This is a genomic window from Streptomyces sp. NBC_00690 (assembly GCF_036226685.1).
Classification (GTDB): domain Bacteria; phylum Actinomycetota; class Actinomycetes; order Streptomycetales; family Streptomycetaceae; genus Streptomyces.
In genome coordinates this window covers 4,619,807-4,637,901 of the sequence record NZ_CP109009.1, presented here as the reverse complement: position 1 = coordinate 4,637,901, position 18,095 = coordinate 4,619,807, and the positions used below count along the sequence as shown (strand labels likewise).

The following is an 18,095-nucleotide window of genomic DNA, read 5'->3' as shown; positions in this document are numbered from 1 at the left end:
CAGGGTCGCGGCGTGTGTGGGGCATGCGTACAGGGTCATCGGTGGACCGCTCATTCGCTCAACATGGCGCACGGGCAGGGGTGCGAGGGTCCAGCGCTTGCAGACGCAGCATGTCGCGCCAACTTCTTTGGGCGTTTTGTTCGTGAGTGCATCGCGGGTCATGCCACTGCCCCCGTACGGACCTGGTGGACGCCCACGGCGACATAGGGGTAGTCATAGCCGTGTTCGGCCCAGGCCGTGGCGAAGTAGCGTTCGCGGCATTCGGGCGTGAGTGCGTTCGCTTCTTCGGCTCGGAAGATCGACCGGGCGAGTTCCGCACTGGGGCCGGTCCATGGACGCGCCCACACCGAAAGGCCGGGAACGTGCGTCGATGCGCGCCGCGGGATGACGGTCGGGGCCGTGCGGACGGGGGGTTGTCCGGTCAGGCGAGTGGGACGGACGAGGTAGAGCGCCCATGCGAGGGCGCACACGATAAAGTCGCGCATACGTCGTTCAGCTCCAATTAGCTGTTTCGGTGAGCCCCGATGCGACCGATTAGGCCCGGTCCATCGGGGCGTTTCTGTTGGTGCTTGTACGGCGGTAGACCGCTAGGTCGCTTGTGTGTTGAAGGGCCCGCCCCTGCCGGGTGCCTGCGGGAACGCTCGGCAGGGACGGAGTCTGATGGGCCGGTCAGGGCGGGGGCATGGGAGAGAGCTCCACGCCGTGGCGAGGCAGCAGGTTGATCGCGTCGAACGCACCGTCCACCGCGTGACCGGGCAGGGTTCCTGCGGCTATCCGCCGCATGGTCTCGATCTGCCATCCCTCGGGCAGCGACGCGAGCCGCAGTGCGGTTCTGGCGTAGTGCCCGTAGTGCCCTTCGTCGGGCCGGGGTGTGTCTCGATCGCAGACTCGGTCATGCACCCTGCTCAACACGTGCGACAGGACCGGCGGCCCGTCCTCCCGGTGTCGGAGCGTTTGGTGTTCCGTTTCGAGTATCCGGAACACTTCGGGACGCCAAGCGGGGGTGTATCCCTGGTACCAGTCGAGTAACTGCGCTGCCCCTTCCTTCTCCTCGTACCGCCCTTCAGCTGCCGCCCACCGTTCGTGCTTTCCCTCGCAGTGAACAGCGAAGTAGGCGCATTCTCGGGATAGTTCATCGAGCACGGTCCGCCAGTCGGCAACCGGTGAGGGCCGGTGTGTCTGGACGCTCTGACCTGTGGAGAGTGACCAGTACAGGGCCGCCCGGTCAGCCGGTTCCAGTTGGTACCAGACACCGTGGTCTTTCAGCGCCGTCCACACCAGTGGAACGACTTCGCCGGCGACTCGGGACACCTCGTCCCAACTCACATCGGGCCACTTGGCCAGGGTGTCCAGCGCGGTGCGAAGTCTGTCGAGGGTTGTGTTCTGTTTGTTGTTCGTCATGCTTCCTGCCGTGAGAGGTAGCGGCCCCGGCCGTCCGGGCACCGATGACGACCGGGGCCAGAGGATGCGGAGCACCCTCTCTTCCCTCGGTGGACGGACCGACCCACCAGCCGAGGGGGTTCAGGGGGTCCGGCCCGCCTGACTGTCGCTGTCCATGGCCCAGTCGGGCGGACCGGATTGACCGCCCCACGCGACGAACCCGCACAGGTCCATGCACTTGGGGGGGGGACGCTTTCAGAGCTGGAATGAGCGGGTCATCCCCGCGACGAGCCCTCACTACTGCGCGCATTCAACTCAGTGAGAGCGGGCCGAAGATGGTCAACCACACTGGGCAGTCGAAGATCCGCTCTCACAGCGGTCCACTCAATCCCGCCTTTGGGCGGACGGAGCGAATAGCGACCATCCCCGTCGTCCGTGTCCATGACCACCCCCAACGCTTTCTCGGCGGTGTCATACACCAGTTCACCGACGCCGAGCCGGGGCGTCCTATCTGCTTGATCCGCTAGGTTCCTGCCAGGCATGACCACTCCTCTCCGTAGTGGACTCACTACCGGGGGAATTCAGGTTGACCTAGGGTGAAGAGCGGTTCAACTAGGGGAACCGGCAACCAAACTTGGGGAACATATGGTTAACCGGAAGGAACTGAATCCGGACGCGAGTCCACAAGCAGCCCTGGGGGCCCGACTCCGCCGCGAGCGCGAACAACGGGGGTGGACACAGCGAGAGTTCGGCGCCGAGATGCAGTATTCGCCGACCCAGGTATCCCATGTCGAAACTGGGCTGAAGATTGCAACTTTGCCGTTCTGTCGCCGCGCTGACGTGGTACTTGGCCTGGCCGGAACCGAAGAGTCTTTCGAACGTGAGTGGTTAGGCATGAAGTACGGGGCACTTCTGGAAGGGTTCTCGGGGTTCATCGGGTACGAGGGCAGGGCCGTGGAGATCCGTTTGTACGAGGTAGGTGTCATCCCTGGCCTGCTTCAGACTCCCGAGTACGCGGTGGTACTAGCGAACGCGTATGTCGAGCGGGGCGCGATCACGAACGACCAGGCGAGAGAGCGCACCGAACTGATCGCGGAGCGGCAAGCGAAACTTGTCCGAACCCCCGCACCTCTGATCTTCGTGGTGCTGGACGAAGGTTGCATCCGTCGGAGCGTTGGGGGTTCCGCAGTGATGGGCGCTCAATACGACAGGCTGTTGGAGTTCGCGGAGGAACCGAACGCTTCTCTTCAAATCGCCCCGTTCGCCATGGGGGAGCGTCGCCCGTTCAACTTGCCGATAACGGTGTTGACACTGGCCGATCGTTCGCTCGTCTATTACGCAGAGTCCGCAGCTCGGGGGCATCTCGAACGTGACGGGCCTTCCGTGGTGCCTACGTTGACGGCCTACCATCAGTTGCAGAAGCACGCACTCCCCCAGACCGAGTCTGTGGCCATGATCCAACAGCTACGAAAGGGCACCCCGTGACGACCGAACCCTGCAACTGGGTCAAATCCTCATACAGCGACAACGGTGGTCAGTGCGTGGAATGGGCCCCCGACCACGTGTCCGCTACCGGCATCGTCCCCGTCCGGGACAGCAAGCGCCCCAGCGGACCCGTACTGATGATCTCCACCAACGCGTTCGCCGGCCTGGTCTCCCTCGCCCGCGCCGCCAAGCTGTAACACCACAGCACAGCGCAGAAGATGAACTGAAGCACAACACGCATCAGAGAGCCCCGTCCGGTGACCGACCGGACGGGGCTCTCGTAATTGCTTCTCAGGCGGAATCCGTAGCCGTGGTCGAACAGCCACGAAAGGGCATCAAGCGTCGGGGCTGATGAGGGCGGCGTCGGGGTGGTAGCTGCGGAGGCGGTAGCTGTCGCCCTTGAGCGTGATCACATCGGCGTGGTGTGCCAGTCGGTCGATCATGGCGAAGGTGACGGGGTCATCTCCGAACACCTCGGCCCAGCGGCCGAACGACTTGTCGCCCGTGACCAGGACCGAGCCGCGTTCGTAACGGTGGGAGACCAACCGGAACAGCAGGTTCGTCGCCTCGGGGGTGAAGGGTACATAACCGATCTCGTCCACAACGATCAGGTCGTACTGGTCGAGTCGGGTCAACTCCTCAGTGAGGCGGCCGGTGTTCTGCGCCTCCGTGAGGCGGGCCACCCACTCGGTGGCGGTGGCGAAGCGCACGTTGTGGCCGGTACGGCAGGCCCGCATCCCCAGCGCAATGGCCAGATGGGTCTTGCCGGTGCCGGGAGGGCCGAGGAAGACGGCGTTGGCATGGGCGTCGACGAAGTCCAGGGCGGCGAGACGGGTGATGGTCTCCCAGTCGTGGGGGCGCTGACGGTCGGCGTCGAAGCCTTCCAACGACTTATGCGCGGGGAAGCCGGCGGCAACGATCCTGGCATCGGCGCCCGCGGCCTCCCGGGTTTCGATGGTGGTGGACTCGGTGGCCTGGGCAGGCTGCGGCTGTTCGATCTTCTTGACGGTGCGAGCGGTGGCGTTGGCCTGCGCGGGGATCGTGCGCCGTGGGGGTGGGACCGGTCCGCTCATCTCCTGGAGGATGGAGCACGGCTCGCTGGCATCGGCGAATCCGCTGTCCCCATCACGGTGGGGTGGACCTCCCAGACCAGGTCCGGCATGGCCGTGTGACTCCATGGGGCCCGACATATAGGCGAGGATCGCTGCCGAGAGGATGAACGCCATATGGATCACGGTGCCCCACAACAGCGAGTGTTGTGAGGTGTGGGACACATCGACGAACATCTGAAGCAGGTGGACGGACGAGATCCCGACGATGGCGGTGGCCAGTTTCACCTTCAGCACGTTGGAGTTGACGTGCGACAGCCATTCCGGCTGGTCGCGGTGGCCTTGGAGGCCGATGCGCGACACGAAGGTCTCATAGCCACCGACGATGACCATGATCAACAGATTTGCGATCATCACAACATCGACGAGCTTCAGCACGGCGAGCATGACGTGGGTTTCGTCGGCCTGGCCGCTGATGATGTTGAGCACCAGGTGCCAGAGTTCATTGAAGAACTTGTAGACGTAGACGCCTTGGGCGGCCACCAGCCCGAAGTAGAGCGGGGCTTGGAGCCAGCGGGTGGCGAAGAGGGCGTATCCGAGTGAGGGAGCCGCGTAACTCTTGAAGTCTTGCTTGGTCGACGCGGGCATAGCGGGGCTGAGCAACGAGTCTCCAAAGGTGGCTTGCGGCAGTCGGCGCGGAACCGCATATGCGCCGCTAACGAGCCTGCCGGGAGGTGCGTCACTGCATTTCGGCAGGGGTCGTCGGCCCGCCGGGTCCACCCGACTGGCTTCTTCCTCCGATTTGCCGCTGGTACCAGGGATTTCACGGGGCGAGAGGCCCTGTACGAACCGTCAAGGTCCATCAGTGAAATCGGCTACCGCGCTGCCACGACGTTGACGTCGCGCTCATTTCGTCACGTCGGGGGAGGTCCTCAATGCCCCCTGGTGATGGTGGATCCGGGAAGCGCACAGAGGGACGACCGGTCCTCCTCGGGGAAAGGGCGGTCGCGGCTCTCGGCCTGCCCGCAAGACATCAGGACCGTCTCGATGACGGAGGAGGGCTGGTCGGCTTCGGTCCCGCCGATGCCTCGCTCGGCCGATTTCGTGGCCGGGCGCGCCGAACCGAGCAGTTCGCCGAAGACGGTCCTCGCCTTCCGCTGGTTCTGCGCGGTGGATGAGCCCTTCACCATCGTGGGTCCTCGCCTTGTCCGGGCTGCTGCGCGACCCTCATGAAGGGCGCAAGACTGACACCTAGTCCAACACGAATTGTGACATGCAGGCTGGATTCAATGACTCATAGTGAGGGCGCGTCGGAGCAAATTCTTCTCCTCCCGCTGTCATTGCGGGAATCCAAGCACCGAACGGGCACTCGGGGTCATCACCGCGTGACTGCAAGGAAGATCGCCCTATCGGTCAATTCTTCTTGTATACATATGTGTTGAGCAAGTAAAGTCTCATCTTCGATGCGCATTTCGGCTTGGCTGGAGCCGCCGAACAGAATCCCCCACCCCTCATCGCATCTTTGTGTCATCCGGGCTGGAAAGGGCTATTCACGCGTGACCCTGATACCTCGCGGCCGACTTCGCACGGTCGCCGCACTCACTGTCGCCACGACAGTCGGCGGGCTTGTCACCGCCGTGACCACCACGTCCGCTTCGGCTGCCGTGAGTTGTGTCTCACCCGCATTCCAGCGGCAGTTCTTCTCCAACACCTCATTGTCGGGCACCCCGAAGAAGACCGACTGCGACTCGACGATCAATGAGAGTTGGGGCACCGGCGCACCCGCGAGCGGGCTGCCGCGGGACAACTTCGGCGTACGGTGGTCCATGACCCGGGACTTCGGTTCGGGTGGCCCTTTCTCGCTGTCCGTCGCGGCACGTGATGGAATTCGCGTGTACATCGACGGATCGCGCAAGATCGACCTCTGGCGCAACGGGTCGAGCAATCAGTCGAAGACGGTCAACCTCACCATTCCGTCCGGCCGGCACAGCATGCGGATCGACTATGCGAGCTGGACCGGATCGGCGAATGTGCAATTCACCTACGCACCGCGAACCACGGCCGCGGTCGACAAGGTCAAGCCGTTGGTGCCCGGTGGGGTGAAGGTGGCCATCGACCACGCAACCGCTCGGCCCAAGGTGTCCTGGGCGGCGAACAAGGAGATGGACCTCGCGGGTTACCGCGTCTACCGTCGCAGCAAGACGTCCACCACCTTCAGGCTGGCGGCCACCACGACCGCCACCTCCCACACGGACCTCGCGCTGGAGCCCGGTTCCACCTACTACTACGAGGTCCGCGCCTACGATCGAGCCGGCAACTCCTCGGCGGGCAGTGTGGACGTACCGGTGACGACGGTGCTCGTCGCCGTACCGGATGGGCTCACCGCGAAGGGCACCGACTCCGGTGTTCAGTTGACCTGGAAGCCCGTGAAGGGTGCCGTTCGCTACACCATCGTGTGGAACAAGCCCACCGGCGGCACGGGTTCGAGCACCGTCAGCTCCACCACGTTCACCGACACCACCGCACTGCGTTCGGTGGTCCGCACGTATCAGGTGGCTGCGGTCGACGGGGCCGGGCGGATGTCCCCGTACGCGTTCACGGAAGAGAGTCGCCTGGTCGCGGCGCCGCACGAGGTGACGGCCGTGGTCGGGACCGGTACTCATCGGCCCACATTGAAATGGCGGGTCAACCGCAGCACGGACGGTGCGATCCACAACTTCCACGTCTATCGCTCCACCTCTCTCCCGGTGGACACCACCGTGGAACCGACGCGCTGCCTCACCGGTTCGGTCACGCTCCCCGACGGCCGGCGCGAGTACAGCTGCGTCGACACGTCGGTGGGATGGGGTACGACGTACCACTATGTGATCAAGGCGCATGACAACCGCAGCCGGGAGTCGAACGCCTCCGCCGTCGCGACCGTCACCACGCCCACGAAGGACCTCACTCCACCGGCCGCCGTCAAGGGGCTGACGGTGCGGGCCACCGAGTACGGCGCTGAGCTCGACTGGGACCCCAACACCGAATCCGATCTCAAGCGGTACACGGTCTACAGCGGCGAAGTGCGCCGCGAGCCCGATCAGCCGGCGGTGTGCTTCGCCTACGAGCGGGAGCACCTCGCCCCGTCCACGACGGCCTTCCGGTATGTAGAACTGCCGGACGGCCAGGAAACCTGCTACTTCATCGATGCGGTGGACAACGCGGGCAACTCCAACTACCAGTGGACCCGCACCGCCAACTTCGTGTTCGTCAATGAGCTGGACCTGACGCCTTCGGTTCCCACCCCGCCCGGAGCGTCCCACACCGTGGAGTCGGTCCTGGAGGGTTCGACCGTGCGGCTGTCGTGGGACGGTGTCCCCGATGCCGTGGGATATCTGGTCCACCACTGGAACCCGGTGACCAAGACGTACGAGAAGTTGACCGATCAGCCCGTCTCGGCACTCTCGTACCAGCACGCCAATCCGGGTGCCGGGACCACTCACTTCTACTGGGTGAGCGCCGTCCATGCCGGCGGTAGCGAGTCGGCGCCCGCGGCGGCCTGGGCGATCGTGCCTCCCACGTCCTGAACGCAATGGGTCCCAAGCCTCCCCCGTGGGCTTGGGACCCATTGGCCGGCATCCGTGCGGGCCCGTCAGGGTTCTGTCCCCGGCGAGCCCGCACTGTTGGGTGCAAGCCGTTCGTGCGTGCTCGTCAGAGCGGATGAGTTGCCGTGTTGCGGCCCGTCACCCCGCCGAAGCGCGGTGCCGGTGTCGGCCCGGACCCCCCGGTCCGGGCCGACGGTGCGACGTCGGTCTCAGCTCGTCAGCGCACGTCGATGTAGTCGGCGACGGCGTTCTGGCCCGCGGTGGTCGACGTACCGGCGAAGACGTAGCGGTAGTGGCCGTCGGAGGTGGCCTTGACCGTCGTCTTCAGGTTGCCCTTGCTGTCCGCCTTGATGGTCTTCAGGGTCGTGTAGGCGGACGTGCCCTTCTTCAGGTACTGGAGCTTCACGGACTGGCTGCCGTAGCTCACGTACTTGTTGGTGTCCCAGCTACCGCGGGTCAGGGAACCCGTGATGGTGATGGTCTTGCCCTTGGTGACCGGCTCCGGGGAGGCGTTCACCGTCAGCTTGGATTCACGCTGGACGACGGCCGAGCCCACGTTGGTCCGCTCGATGCCGGCACCGTTCTTGTCCATGACGAAGGAAGCGATCTTCCACGTACCGGCCTGGTCGTTCCACAGGTCTATCTTCGGGTCGATGGTGAAGGTGGACGTGCAGGTCACCTTGGTGCCGGTGCCGCAGGTCGCACCCGCTCCACCGGTGACCAGGAACGCGGTGGGCTCGTCCCAGTTCGACCCGCGCCACAGGGCCACGTCCGCGTAGCCGATGCCCTGCGGGTCGCTCACGGTGTACGTGACCTTCACGACCTTCTTGGCGGTGGCGCCGACGACGATCGCCTTGCCACCGTTGGCCACCACGTTCGAGATGGTCGGAGCACCAGCCGCGGAGACCTTGGCGCTCGAACGGGGCGCGTTCCACGAGTCCGAGCCGGCGTCTGCGTGCGCCATGGGAACTGCCAGACCGGTGAGCGCGAGAGCGCCGGTCACCACCGCGACAGAAGCACGAATGCGCATGTATCTCCCAATGCATGGGGCCGCTTCCGGGACACGGCAGGGTGTCACCAGGGGCCCTAGGTCTGTCTGAGTCTGCTGACTCAGCTGATCCGACCCGGGAAGCGGGGTAAAGGTTGTGCAGTGAAGTGAAAATTACGTGATAGCCAGTTTTATGATCTTGATACAGGCGTAGGGATCGGCGGCCGTGTGCGCTCCGGATGCTCGAACCGCCGCCAGGCGGGACCCCGCGTACCCCGGGCAGCCGCGCCCCGGATGCCGCTCTCCCGGGAACCCGGCAAGGTGATCTTCAGCAGGACAGCAGGACTCCCGCACAGACAAGGACCCCGCCCATGTCCGTGATCCCCACCCGGCGGCTCGCCGGCGCCGCTGGAGCGGCGCTGCTGGCCCTCACCCTTGCGGGCTGCTCCGGCCTCGGCCGGACTGCCGTGGGTCCCGTCTCCTACGACACCACGCAGGACAACCATGTGACGATCCACAGCCCGCTCGTCCGCGGCTGTCACAAACTGGCGTCCGCGGGAGCCGTGTCCGTGGAGAACGGCAGCCTCGTCGACATCGTCCTCTACCCGACCGCGGACTGTTCCGGCGGTGACTCGATCTACGTGGCGACCATGTCGTCGGACATCACCGCACCCCGTGCCAAGCCCTGGCGGAGCTTCCGACTCATCCACTGAGTCACTCCATACGCACGCGGCACGCGGCACCCGGGCTCCGGTGGTGCGCGATCGGCGGTGGTCGCCGGCATATGACAAACGGTCCCGCGGTGTGTTCACACCGCGGGACCGTTGGGGCGGCCGGCTGGGCCGGTCAGTCCTCGTCGGTGATCTGGCCGGCGCGGACCACGGCGACCGGGCAGTTCGCGTGGTGCAGTGCGGCCTGGCTCACCGAACCCAGCAGCAGCCCGGTGAACCCACCGCGGCCACGGGCGCCGACGACCAGCAGCTGTGCGCCCCCGCTGGCTTCGAGCAGCGCCTGACGGGGGCGGCTGCGGACCATCTCGCGACGCACGGTCACATCCGGGTACTTGGCCTGCCAGCCCGAGAGTGCTTCCGCCAGTACGCGCTCCTCGGTGTTCTGGAGCCGGTCGAGACCGTCCACCAGATTGTCCGGGTGGCCCGGGTCGTCATCGCCACGCTCGCTCCAGGAGCCCCAGGCGTGCAGCGCCACCAACTCGGCGCCGCGCATCGAAGCCTCGGCGAAGGCGAAGCCCACCGCGGACTCACCCTCCGGGGAGCCGTCGGCGGCCAACAGGACGGGCCCATCCGGGTCGGGCGTACCGCGCACGATCAGTACCGGGCAGCGTCCGTAAGTGGCGAGGTGCACCGCCGTGGAACCCACCAGGAGGCCGATGAAGCCGCCCATGCCCCGGCTGCCGACGACGACCAGCGATGCCTTGCGGGACTGGGCCTCCAGCACGCTCAGGGCCTCACCGGTGATCAGGTCCTGGGTGACCTCCACATCGGGTGCGGTGGCACGGGCATGCTCCACCGCTTCGTTCAGTGCGCGCTCGGCGATGTTGCGCAGTCCGCCGTCGGGCGGACCCATCGGCGAAGGGCCGAGCGAGACATGCATCTTCGGCCAGATGAACGCGTGCACCACATGCAGTGAGACCCCGCGAATCCGGGCCTCGCGCGCTGCCGCATCAACGGCGTCCAGACTCGACTTCGAGCCGTCCACCCCAACGACGACCGGTCCGTTCATCACTGCGCTCCCATCTTCACTTCGGTGCGCGACCGCCTCGGCTTCCGGGCGGCCGACGGGGACGGCAGCGGATGTTGCCGCTCTGCACCGCCCCCACACCGGGGCGGGCGGTGATCGTCCCTACCTTCAGTCTCGGTCGGATCGGCAGGGGCTGCCAGGGGCCGAAGGGCCATGGTGGGAGGGCCATCGGCCCCCTGTATCGCCCTGGTTTGCCCGAGACAGCCATGATTGACACCGATACGGTCGGTACGCGGGGGCGAGCGTCGTACGGACGGCCGTCGGCCATTCGAGGCAGGGCGATACAGGGCAGGGCGGGACAGGCCAGGTCAGGTCAGGTCGCCGCTATCGCAGGCGGTCACCGACCGCCACGACGGATGCGGGCGCTGGGCTGCATTCGGGTGCTGTGGTTGGTTCCGGCGCTGCGGTGGGTTCCGGTGCTGCGGTGCGTCCAGGCGCCGCGTCCGCCGGGGACAGTTCGCAGCCCTGCTCCGTGCAGGACCGACGGAGCCGGCCCATCGAGAGCGTCTGGACCAACCCCAGCGTCCAGCACATCGGGCAGCCGCGCAGCGCCAGCAGGCCCACGGGCACCAGTAGCAGACTGGCCCAGCCCAGGGCGGGGAGGAGCAGCACCGCCCCTGCGAGCCCACCGAATCCCACCGCGCCCCGCAGCAGATGACGGGAGAGCGAGGCACTGGCGAAGCTCCCCGAGCCGGCCGGACCGGTTGGGCTCGTCGCGCCGGCCCAGTTCGCTGGAATGGCTGGGCCAGCGGCCGTACGAGGGCTCGAAGGCTCAGTCACGCCGACCTCCGGGGCCCTCGTCCGCCGAGGTCAACAGTGCGGCGCGGACGGCTTCCCTGGCCCGTCTGAGCCGTGACTTCATCGCCGCGTTGCTCAAACCCAGTGCGTCGGCGACCGCCCGTCCGCTGTGGCCCTGGATGTCGCGCATGATCAGCACCTGCCGCTGATCGAGGGGGAGCGCGGTGATCGCCGCAGCCACCCGGCCCGCCTCAAGGCGCTGGAACACGTCCTCCTCGAACGAAGGCACCACCGCATCCGGCACGGGCCCGTGGTGGCGCAGCATCAGCCGGGTCCTGCGCAGGCACTCATTGCGGACGATGCGGAACATCCAGGAGGCGAGCGCCCCGGACGCCCGCAGCATGCCGATCTTCCGGTAGAGGATGATCAGGGCTTCCTGTGCGGCGTCCTCCGCGTCCTGCGGGGTGGCGCACAGGGAGTGGGCGAACCGCCGCACATGCGGGTGCGAGCCAGACACCAGCGCGGCGGTGGCCTCGGGGTCGCCCTGCTGCGCTGCGGAGATCAGTTGCTGACCGGGCCAGTGGGAGTCAGCCACGGCCGCGTCCTCGACGGCGCAGCACGACGACCGTGCACGCGCAGAGCAGCACGGCGGCGACGGCGAGGGAAAGTCCAAGGATCACGATGCCTCCACTTCTCGGTGCTGACGCTGTCGTCCGCACATGCATAAGAGACGCGGAGGTGGTGAAAGGATTCAGCCTTCGTCGCGACCGTTCGTGGCTCCCGGGTGCCGTGCCGTACAACCGGACGAACCCAGGCGCGGGCTCAGGCTCGCGCGCCAGCGGTCCCTTTCGCTGCTTCGTCCGTCGGTGCCGGCTCCAGGGGGTCGATCAGGACCACCCCGTTGGGTGCGGCCACGACCAGTTCGCCGCCTGGGCCAAGGGCTGCCGCCCGCACGGTGAACGGCAAGGCGATCTCCCGGCGCTCGTCCTCGCCGGAGAGGGATTGCACGAACAGGCGTCCCGTCTCCTCCGTCACGTAGTCGCGTCCACCGGGCAGTATGCCGATGAATCCACCGTCCCAGCGGCTCGGCACCGGCCAACTGGCGATCGGGGTCAGTGCCTTGCGGCCCGCGGGCAGGAGACGCCGTCGGGGTGCGTCGAAGGAGTCGAGGACGGTACGGATGCCATAGACGGCCGTGAGTGTCCGGGACGACACCAGGACCGTGGGTTCCGGCCGGTCGGACAGGGCCACCACCCGGACGATCTCACTGCCCGACGCAAGCCGGAACCGCCGTGAACTTCCCTGGGTGTCGAGGTCGTGGAGGCCGATGTCACCCTGCTCGTACTGGATGAACAGCAGTCGACGTCCGTCGAGGACAAGCGGCCACCGTGGCTCGACGCTCCGGAAGGCACTCCCCGCAATGGGAGCCGGTGCCGGGAACAGGATCGGGAGCCCGTCGGTGGGCAACGCACCTGAGTCCGCGGAGAATCGATGGCCCCGGATCTCATGGCCTTGCCGCAGGGACAACAACAGCGTGACGTCGTCCTGCCGGTGGAGCGTGCTCAGGTTGCCGAAGGCCGGCGAGGTCGGGAGCACTCGACCCGCATCGCGGAAGGAGGCCGAGGTCAGGTCCCAGAGCTCCACGATCCCGCTGCTGCTGAGCGTGGCCAGATAGCGGTCCCCGACCGGGGTGCGAAAGCCTTCCAGTTGACGGATCGGGCGGTCGCTGACCGATCGCAGCCGGGCGAGGAGTCGCCCGGTGGCGATGTCGCGCAGTTGGAGGTCGCCCCGCATGCCGCCGATGGCGATCTGGCCCGACGGTCCGGTGCAGACCGCGGACGGCGGCCAGGTGTGCTCCACCAGGTCGTCGATGCGCCAGGCCGAGTCCCTCCAGAACCGCCACACCACCTTGACCGTGCCGCTGTCGTCACCGCCGAGCACGGTGCGCGTACCGCCGTTGGGGACCGCCCGTGCGGCGAGGACATTGACCGCGGGGACCACGCGTACCGTCGCCCGCTCGACGAACGCGCCCGTACCGAGGTCCCAGTCGGTCACCGCACGATCGTCGGATGCGCTCACCACGGTGGTCCCGCCCTTCCCGTCGTCGATGAAGGCGAGGGAGTTCACCCGGGCGCGGTGGGCGCGGTGGGCGGGTCCGTGCGCCCGCCCGGACGGGAGGTCGAAGCGTAGGAGCATGCCCCCTTCGGTGCCGGCGACGAGGACACCGGAGCCGTCGGGGGCGAGGGCGAGACTGGTGATCCACTCGGGGTCGTCGGTCGGGGGCCGGCAGCGGGTGAGCCATCGGTCGCCGTCCAGGTCCCAGCAGTGGATCTCGCCGTCCGCGGTGGCACCGACGGTGACCCGGCGGTCGCCGACCACCCCGGCACAGACCGCGGTGATCATGGGCTCGCACCGGGGCGAGGCTTCGTGGACGACGATGCCGTCGGCCAGCTGGAGCGTGTGGAGGGCACCGGATGCATCGCCGATGACCACCACCGCGGTTCCGTCGGAGCAGGAGTGAACGGCCGCACAGGTCGCGGTGGTCCCTTGCCACCGGTCGTCGGCGGTGACCCGGCTGGTCCATAGCTCGTCCCCGGTCCGCGGCTGCCAACAACGGATCTGGTGGTCCTCGCCCACGCTGATGAGTGCGTCCTCGCCACCGTCCACGCTCACAGCCCCGAGGGCGAGGACCTTCCCATGGTGGGCGGGCACGAGCAACGCATCGGATGCGGTGCCCGAGTGGACGATCCTGACGAGCCCGTCACGTCCCCCGGCACAGACCGCGGGCTGCTCGCCACGGGTCTCGTAGAGGGCCGTGATCTCCCCCGTGGAGACATGGCCCCCGATCCGTTCGCCGGTGACGATGTCGTACATCTGCACACCGCGGCCCGAGCCATGGACGACGACGGCGAAGTGACGGGCGTCGAGGCGGCCGGTGGTCGTGCGGACCGGACCGCCGCGTCCCACGCGCCGGGGGTTGCCGAGGCGGCGGCCGGTGTCCAGGTCCCAGCGGTGCAGGGTGCCGTTGTCGGTCACGGCGATGACCAACCACTGCGGTCCGACCCGGAGGGCGCTGACGGCCGCCACGGGTGGCCCTCCGTCGAGCAGGGTGCGTACCGGTTGGCCGGAAGCGACCGCGCTGACCTGAACGCGCCCGTCCGTGCCGCCGCTGACCAGCAGCGGCCCGAGGACGTGCGGATGGACCCCGGTGGCGCAGTTGACGGTGTGTCCGGGCCGTATCTCGATGGGTTCGACCATGTCCCGGCACAGCAGTACGCGCTCGTCGACGCCGATCGCGATACAGGGGTCGGGCAGTCGTACAGCGACGCAGAGATGACCCGTGGGCGCGAACGGCACCTCGGCCAAGCGGTGTGTGTCCTTCACGATCCTCGACGTGAACTGAAAGTCCGGTACGGGACGCCAGGCGAGCGAGCCATCGACGTATCTGAGCACGAGGAGGCCGGGGACGGTCGCGCACTCCACCACCTCTCCTGCGCCGTCGCGTACTCCCTTGCGGAAGCTGAGCACCAAGGAGTCGTCCGAGTCCACGTCCTGCACCTCCAGGTCGTGGAACGGCTCCGTAGAGGAACCGTCGACACGGACGCCCATTCGGGCGTCCCCGATGAAGGCCACCACGGGTGCGTCGAACTCGGCGGTCGCCCACACCCGTCCCGTCCGCGGGGTCCTGCTGCGACTGTGCCGGGAGTCCTCGCGGACGCCGGAGCCCAGGGCCCAGCGAACGGGGTCGTCGCGGTTCTCGACACCGACGAAGGTCAGCCCCCGCGCCGATGCCACGACCGCCCCGGCATCCAGACCCAGTTCAGGTGCGGTGAAGCGCCAGTTCTGCTGCTCCGTGCTCCACACGGCCCACCGGGTGCGCCAGGGCATCGGTCCCGACACATCGCAGGAGGCGGCGAGGCGTTCCGCACGGTGGCAGACGGCGGCCCACCGCAGGCGGGCGCGGGTCTCGGGCTGCCCGGGTGCCTCCCTCAGTCCGTCCTGAACCGTGCGGATTGCCCGGCCGGCGGTGACCCCATCGGAGGTGCGGAGGGCGGGCAGCGCGGCGAGGAGTTGCTCCAGGTCGCTGGAGAGGACGAACGCGGCGTCGTGGACGAGTTCGTCCAACCGGCCGCCCTGTGCCCCGTGGAGCGGCAGATAGCGACGCACATACGGGTGGGCCCACTCCCTGGCCACCGCGATCAGGGTGTCGGTGACGGTGCGTTGGATACGTTCGGTGTCCTGGCCCTCCCGGAGGTGTTCGATGAGGGCGCGGTGGTAGATCCGGTAGACGGACTCACCGTTCTCGATGCCCTCCACCACATAGGAGCCGGCATGGGTCCGCAACCAGGCGATGTCCGCGTCGCCGTAGCTCCGGCCGCTCACCGCGCTCGCCAACCGGGGCCAGATTCCCGCCCAGGGCAGACCGGCACCCTGGGCGAACGCCAGGGGGAGCAGCAGATCGCGGGCCCGGGTGGTCTGGTCGCCCAGGCGCTGGCGCAGATCGCGTTCCATGGCATCGCCGGGGAAGCGGGGCAGGTCGGCGCGCCAGGACAGTTGGAGGGGGTCGGGGAGTTCGGGGTCGCGGGCGAGGGTGAGTGCGGTGATCCGGGCAACGAGGAAGGAGTGCCCGGCGGCCTCGGCCACGGCCTCGGCGACCCCGTCGATGTGCTGTGCCGGGCGGCTCGCGACGGCGGACGCGGGGTCGGTGAGGAGCTTGGTCACATAGCCCCGTACCGCACTCGGGTCGGTGTAGCGGTCCTCATCGAGGTCGATGCGGTGGGCGTGCGGGAGTCGGCGTTCCACGATCTGTCGGCGTGCGCCCAGGAGCAGTCTCAGCGGCAGGTCGAGCGAGGGATCGGTGAGGGGGGCGAGCAGGTCCCGGATGAGGGAGTCGGGGTCGACCGCCTCGTCCACGGCGTCGACGATCACCACCAGGGGGGTGGTGCGCCCCTGGAGGCGGGTGATCAGTTCGCCGGCCGAGCGGGCGACGAGGCCGGCCACCGCCGCGAGGGCGTCGAGCACTTCGCGGGTCGTGCGGTGACTGGCGAGGACGGCCGCGTCCACCGCATCGGCGGCGGGCAGGCAGTCCGCGGGCAGGGCGAGGGCCTCCCGGGGGACGGAAGGCCGGTAGTCGGGGTCGGTGACCACCTTGACCAGGCCCAGGAGTGCGGACTTGCCCGATCCGGGGTCCCCGGTGACCACGACCAGCCGTTCGGCGGCCCGTTCGGGACGCAGCCAGTGGGTGAGTTCGCGCAGGGCGAGGTGCCGGCCGGTGAAGTGCCAGACGTCGTCGTCGGGTACGTCGGTGCCCCGGGCGCGCGGCAGGAAGTGGCCCCGCAACTCCTCCTCCCGCTGTGCGTCCTGGCGGGCGTTCTGCTCGATCAACCGGTCGATCTCGTCGAGCCTGCGGCCTTCCGTACCGCCCACGTACCGCGGGTTGGGCAGAAAGCCCGGCAGATCGAGGGACGCGTCGGCCACATCCCACTTGAGGTTCATGTGGTCGGGGATGGCCGGGTCGCCGGACATGACGCCGAAGACGGTGTTGAGGGAGAGGAACGCGGGCACGTTGCCCGCCGTGGACGAGGCGTGCACGGCCCGTACGAGGGCGTTCGTCAGCACCCCGGGCGAGGTCTCCTCCTTGCGCCGGGACGAGGAGACGACGATCAGCGCCTCACTGCCGGGAGAGGCCCCACGGGGACCGGTGAACTGGCGGGCGACGTGTGCCGCGTCGATGATGGTGTCGGCCGCGGCGCCCGAGTGACAGGCGTCGAGGAAGATCAGCACTCGGCGCAGCCCGGTCTCCTCCCACAGCGCGCGGGCGATGTCCCTCGGGGGGAGTGCGGTGTGCGGCAGGTCGTCGGGGTCGGTGTCGGCGAGCAGGAGATGGTGCAGACCGCTGCCGAGGGTGACGGCGCCGTGGCAGGCGAGATAGACGACCAGATGGTCGTCAGCGCGTCGGTCGGGCGCCTTGGCGAAGGTGCGCAGCGCGTGCAGGAACTCCCTCCGCGTGGGGTCGAGCCCCAGGTCGGCGCCCCGCCGATAGCCCAGGTCGCGGAGGAAGAGATCCTCCATCCGCTGGACGTCGTCGGCGAGTTCGGGCACGTCGTAGCTCGGCGCGTCCGTCAGATGTCGGACGGCGGTGGCGATCAGGAACCGTCGCGGCTCGGCACGCTCATCGGGCGCCGGTCCGTCGTCCCCTGTCACCCCGCCATCACCCCTCAGTTCCCGTGGCAGCCGCGCCCCACGGCCCGCCCCGCCTCCACCGTGTTCAGATAGCGGTCCACGTCATGCGCCCGCGCCCCGTTGTGGACGATGTGGTTCTCCACCCGGGGACCGAACGGTCCGGCCAAGTCCTTGACCAGCGCGACCACATCGCCGGCGTCGGCGATGTTCGTCCAGTGCCGCACCGGGCCGGGCCACACACCGCCCGCAGGCAGCAGCCGATGGTAGACGAGATGGCGGATGCCGAGCGGCGACCCCAGGGTGACCAGGGTGTCCACCGCCCACTCGGGGTGGGCGGCGAGCGTCTCGTACGCCACCACGCTGCCCAGCGAGTGGGCCACCACGACCCGGGTCCGCGGGGTGATCGACGCGGCGACCCGCTCCTGTGCGGCGGCGCGCACCGAGGGGTCGGTGAGATAGGCCCGCACCTGCTTGGTGTCGGCGATCAGCGCCCGCAGGGCGATGTCCGCGAAGAACGACGACCCGCTCAGGGCGTCCAGGGCCCGCTGGACGGCATGGGGCGTACGCATCAGGGTGCGCTCGCCCGGCGACACCACGGCCTCGTCGACCCGGGCCGCCTCCTCCCACCAGGAGAGCAGCAGTTCGCTCTCCAACCCCTCGGCCACATCGGACGCGTCATAGGGCGGAAGGGTGCCGGAGAGCCGTCGGCCCGGCGGCCGGAACAGATCGCCGTAGAACGCACAGGACACGTCCTCGGGGGCGAGCACCGGATGACCGGCTCGTCGCAGACCGTCGTTCATGGCCGGGAGCCAGCGTTTGTGCTGCTCGTCCTCACCACTGAACTGTTGGCCGATGCCGTGTACACAGACCACCAGGGACACGTACGCACTCCCCCCGCCACCGCGCTACGCCATGAAGGGGGCATGGTCC

General features: G+C 68.1%; 14 protein-coding genes. 4 read left to right on the top strand and 10 right to left on the bottom strand.

The window, feature by feature from the left end; genetic code table 11:
• Positions 1–158 precede the first annotated feature (158 nt).
• Positions 159–485 carry a hypothetical protein gene (locus OID54_RS20270; RefSeq protein ID WP_329021476.1) on the bottom strand — a complete coding sequence of 109 codons (327 nt, stop codon included), beginning with the start codon at positions 483–485 and terminating at the stop codon, positions 159–161.
• Between the two features lie 184 nt (positions 486–669).
• The gene (locus OID54_RS20265; protein WP_329021474.1) at positions 670–1,401 is read right to left on the bottom strand and encodes a hypothetical protein; all 732 of its coding nucleotides are present in this window, start codon (positions 1,399–1,401) and stop codon (positions 670–672) included.
• 624 nt (positions 1,402–2,025) lie between these two features.
• On the opposite strand from OID54_RS20265, the gene OID54_RS20260 reads away from it, so the two are divergent.
• Both OID54_RS20260 and OID54_RS20255 read left to right on the top strand, forming a co-directional pair.
• A complete protein-coding gene (locus OID54_RS20260) occupies positions 2,026–2,865 on the top strand; it encodes a helix-turn-helix domain-containing protein (protein WP_329021473.1) in 840 nt (279 codons plus the stop codon).
• Complete coding sequence (locus OID54_RS20255; RefSeq protein WP_329021472.1) at positions 2,862–3,062, top strand: DUF397 domain-containing protein; 201 nt, start codon at positions 2,862–2,864, stop codon at positions 3,060–3,062. Before OID54_RS20260 ends, OID54_RS20255 begins: the two co-directional genes overlap by 4 nt.
• A gap of 138 nt (positions 3,063–3,200) precedes the next feature.
• On the opposite strand, the gene istB is transcribed toward OID54_RS20255, so the two are convergent.
• Together istB and OID54_RS20245 are read right to left on the bottom strand one after the other, a co-directional pair.
• Positions 3,201–4,577 (bottom strand): IS21-like element helper ATPase IstB, encoded by a 1,377-nt coding sequence (istB, locus tag OID54_RS20250; protein WP_443055638.1) that lies wholly within the window; start codon positions 4,575–4,577, stop codon positions 3,201–3,203.
• Between the two features lie 269 nt (positions 4,578–4,846).
• Positions 4,847–5,104, bottom strand: coding sequence for a hypothetical protein (locus OID54_RS20245; RefSeq protein WP_329021471.1), 258 nt, complete (start codon positions 5,102–5,104; stop codon positions 4,847–4,849).
• Between the two features lie 366 nt (positions 5,105–5,470).
• Here OID54_RS20245 and OID54_RS20240 point away from each other — a divergent pair, with 366 nt between their 5' ends.
• On the top strand, positions 5,471–7,480 hold the full coding sequence (locus OID54_RS20240) for a PA14 domain-containing protein (RefSeq protein ID WP_329021469.1): 2,010 nt from the start codon (positions 5,471–5,473) through the stop codon (positions 7,478–7,480).
• A 235-nt stretch (positions 7,481–7,715) separates the two neighbouring features.
• On the opposite strand, the gene OID54_RS20235 is transcribed toward OID54_RS20240, so the two are convergent.
• On the bottom strand, positions 7,716–8,528 hold the full coding sequence (locus tag OID54_RS20235) for a calcium-binding protein (RefSeq protein ID WP_329021467.1): 813 nt from the start codon (positions 8,526–8,528) through the stop codon (positions 7,716–7,718).
• A gap of 329 nt (positions 8,529–8,857) precedes the next feature.
• Between OID54_RS20235 and OID54_RS20230 the strand changes: the two genes are divergently transcribed.
• Positions 8,858–9,199 carry a hypothetical protein gene (locus OID54_RS20230; protein WP_329021466.1) on the top strand — a complete coding sequence of 114 codons (342 nt, stop codon included), beginning with the start codon at positions 8,858–8,860 and terminating at the stop codon, positions 9,197–9,199.
• A gap of 133 nt (positions 9,200–9,332) precedes the next feature.
• Here OID54_RS20230 and OID54_RS20225 read toward each other — a convergent pair whose 3' ends face one another.
• The 5 genes from OID54_RS20225 to OID54_RS20205 all read right to left on the bottom strand — a co-directional run bounded on the left by OID54_RS20225 (position 9,333) and on the right by OID54_RS20205 (position 18,046).
• A complete protein-coding gene (locus OID54_RS20225) occupies positions 9,333–10,226 on the bottom strand; it encodes a universal stress protein (RefSeq protein WP_329021465.1) in 894 nt (297 codons plus the stop codon).
• Positions 10,227–10,568: 342 nt separating this feature from the next.
• Entirely contained in the window at positions 10,569–11,024 is a 456-nt protein-coding gene (locus tag OID54_RS20220; RefSeq protein WP_329021464.1) for a hypothetical protein, read from the bottom strand.
• On the bottom strand, positions 11,017–11,577 hold the full coding sequence (locus tag OID54_RS20215; RefSeq protein WP_329021462.1) for an RNA polymerase sigma factor: 561 nt from the start codon (positions 11,575–11,577) through the stop codon (positions 11,017–11,019). Before OID54_RS20215 ends, OID54_RS20220 begins: the two co-directional genes overlap by 8 nt.
• A gap of 227 nt (positions 11,578–11,804) precedes the next feature.
• Positions 11,805–17,186: a caspase family protein gene (locus OID54_RS20210; RefSeq protein WP_329021461.1), complete on the bottom strand. Its 5,382-nt coding sequence runs from the start codon at positions 17,184–17,186 to the stop codon at positions 11,805–11,807.
• Positions 17,187–17,200: 14 nt separating this feature from the next.
• Entirely contained in the window at positions 17,201–18,046 is an 846-nt protein-coding gene (locus OID54_RS20205; protein ID WP_329021460.1) for a hypothetical protein, read from the bottom strand.
• Positions 18,047–18,095: the final 49 nt, after the last annotated feature.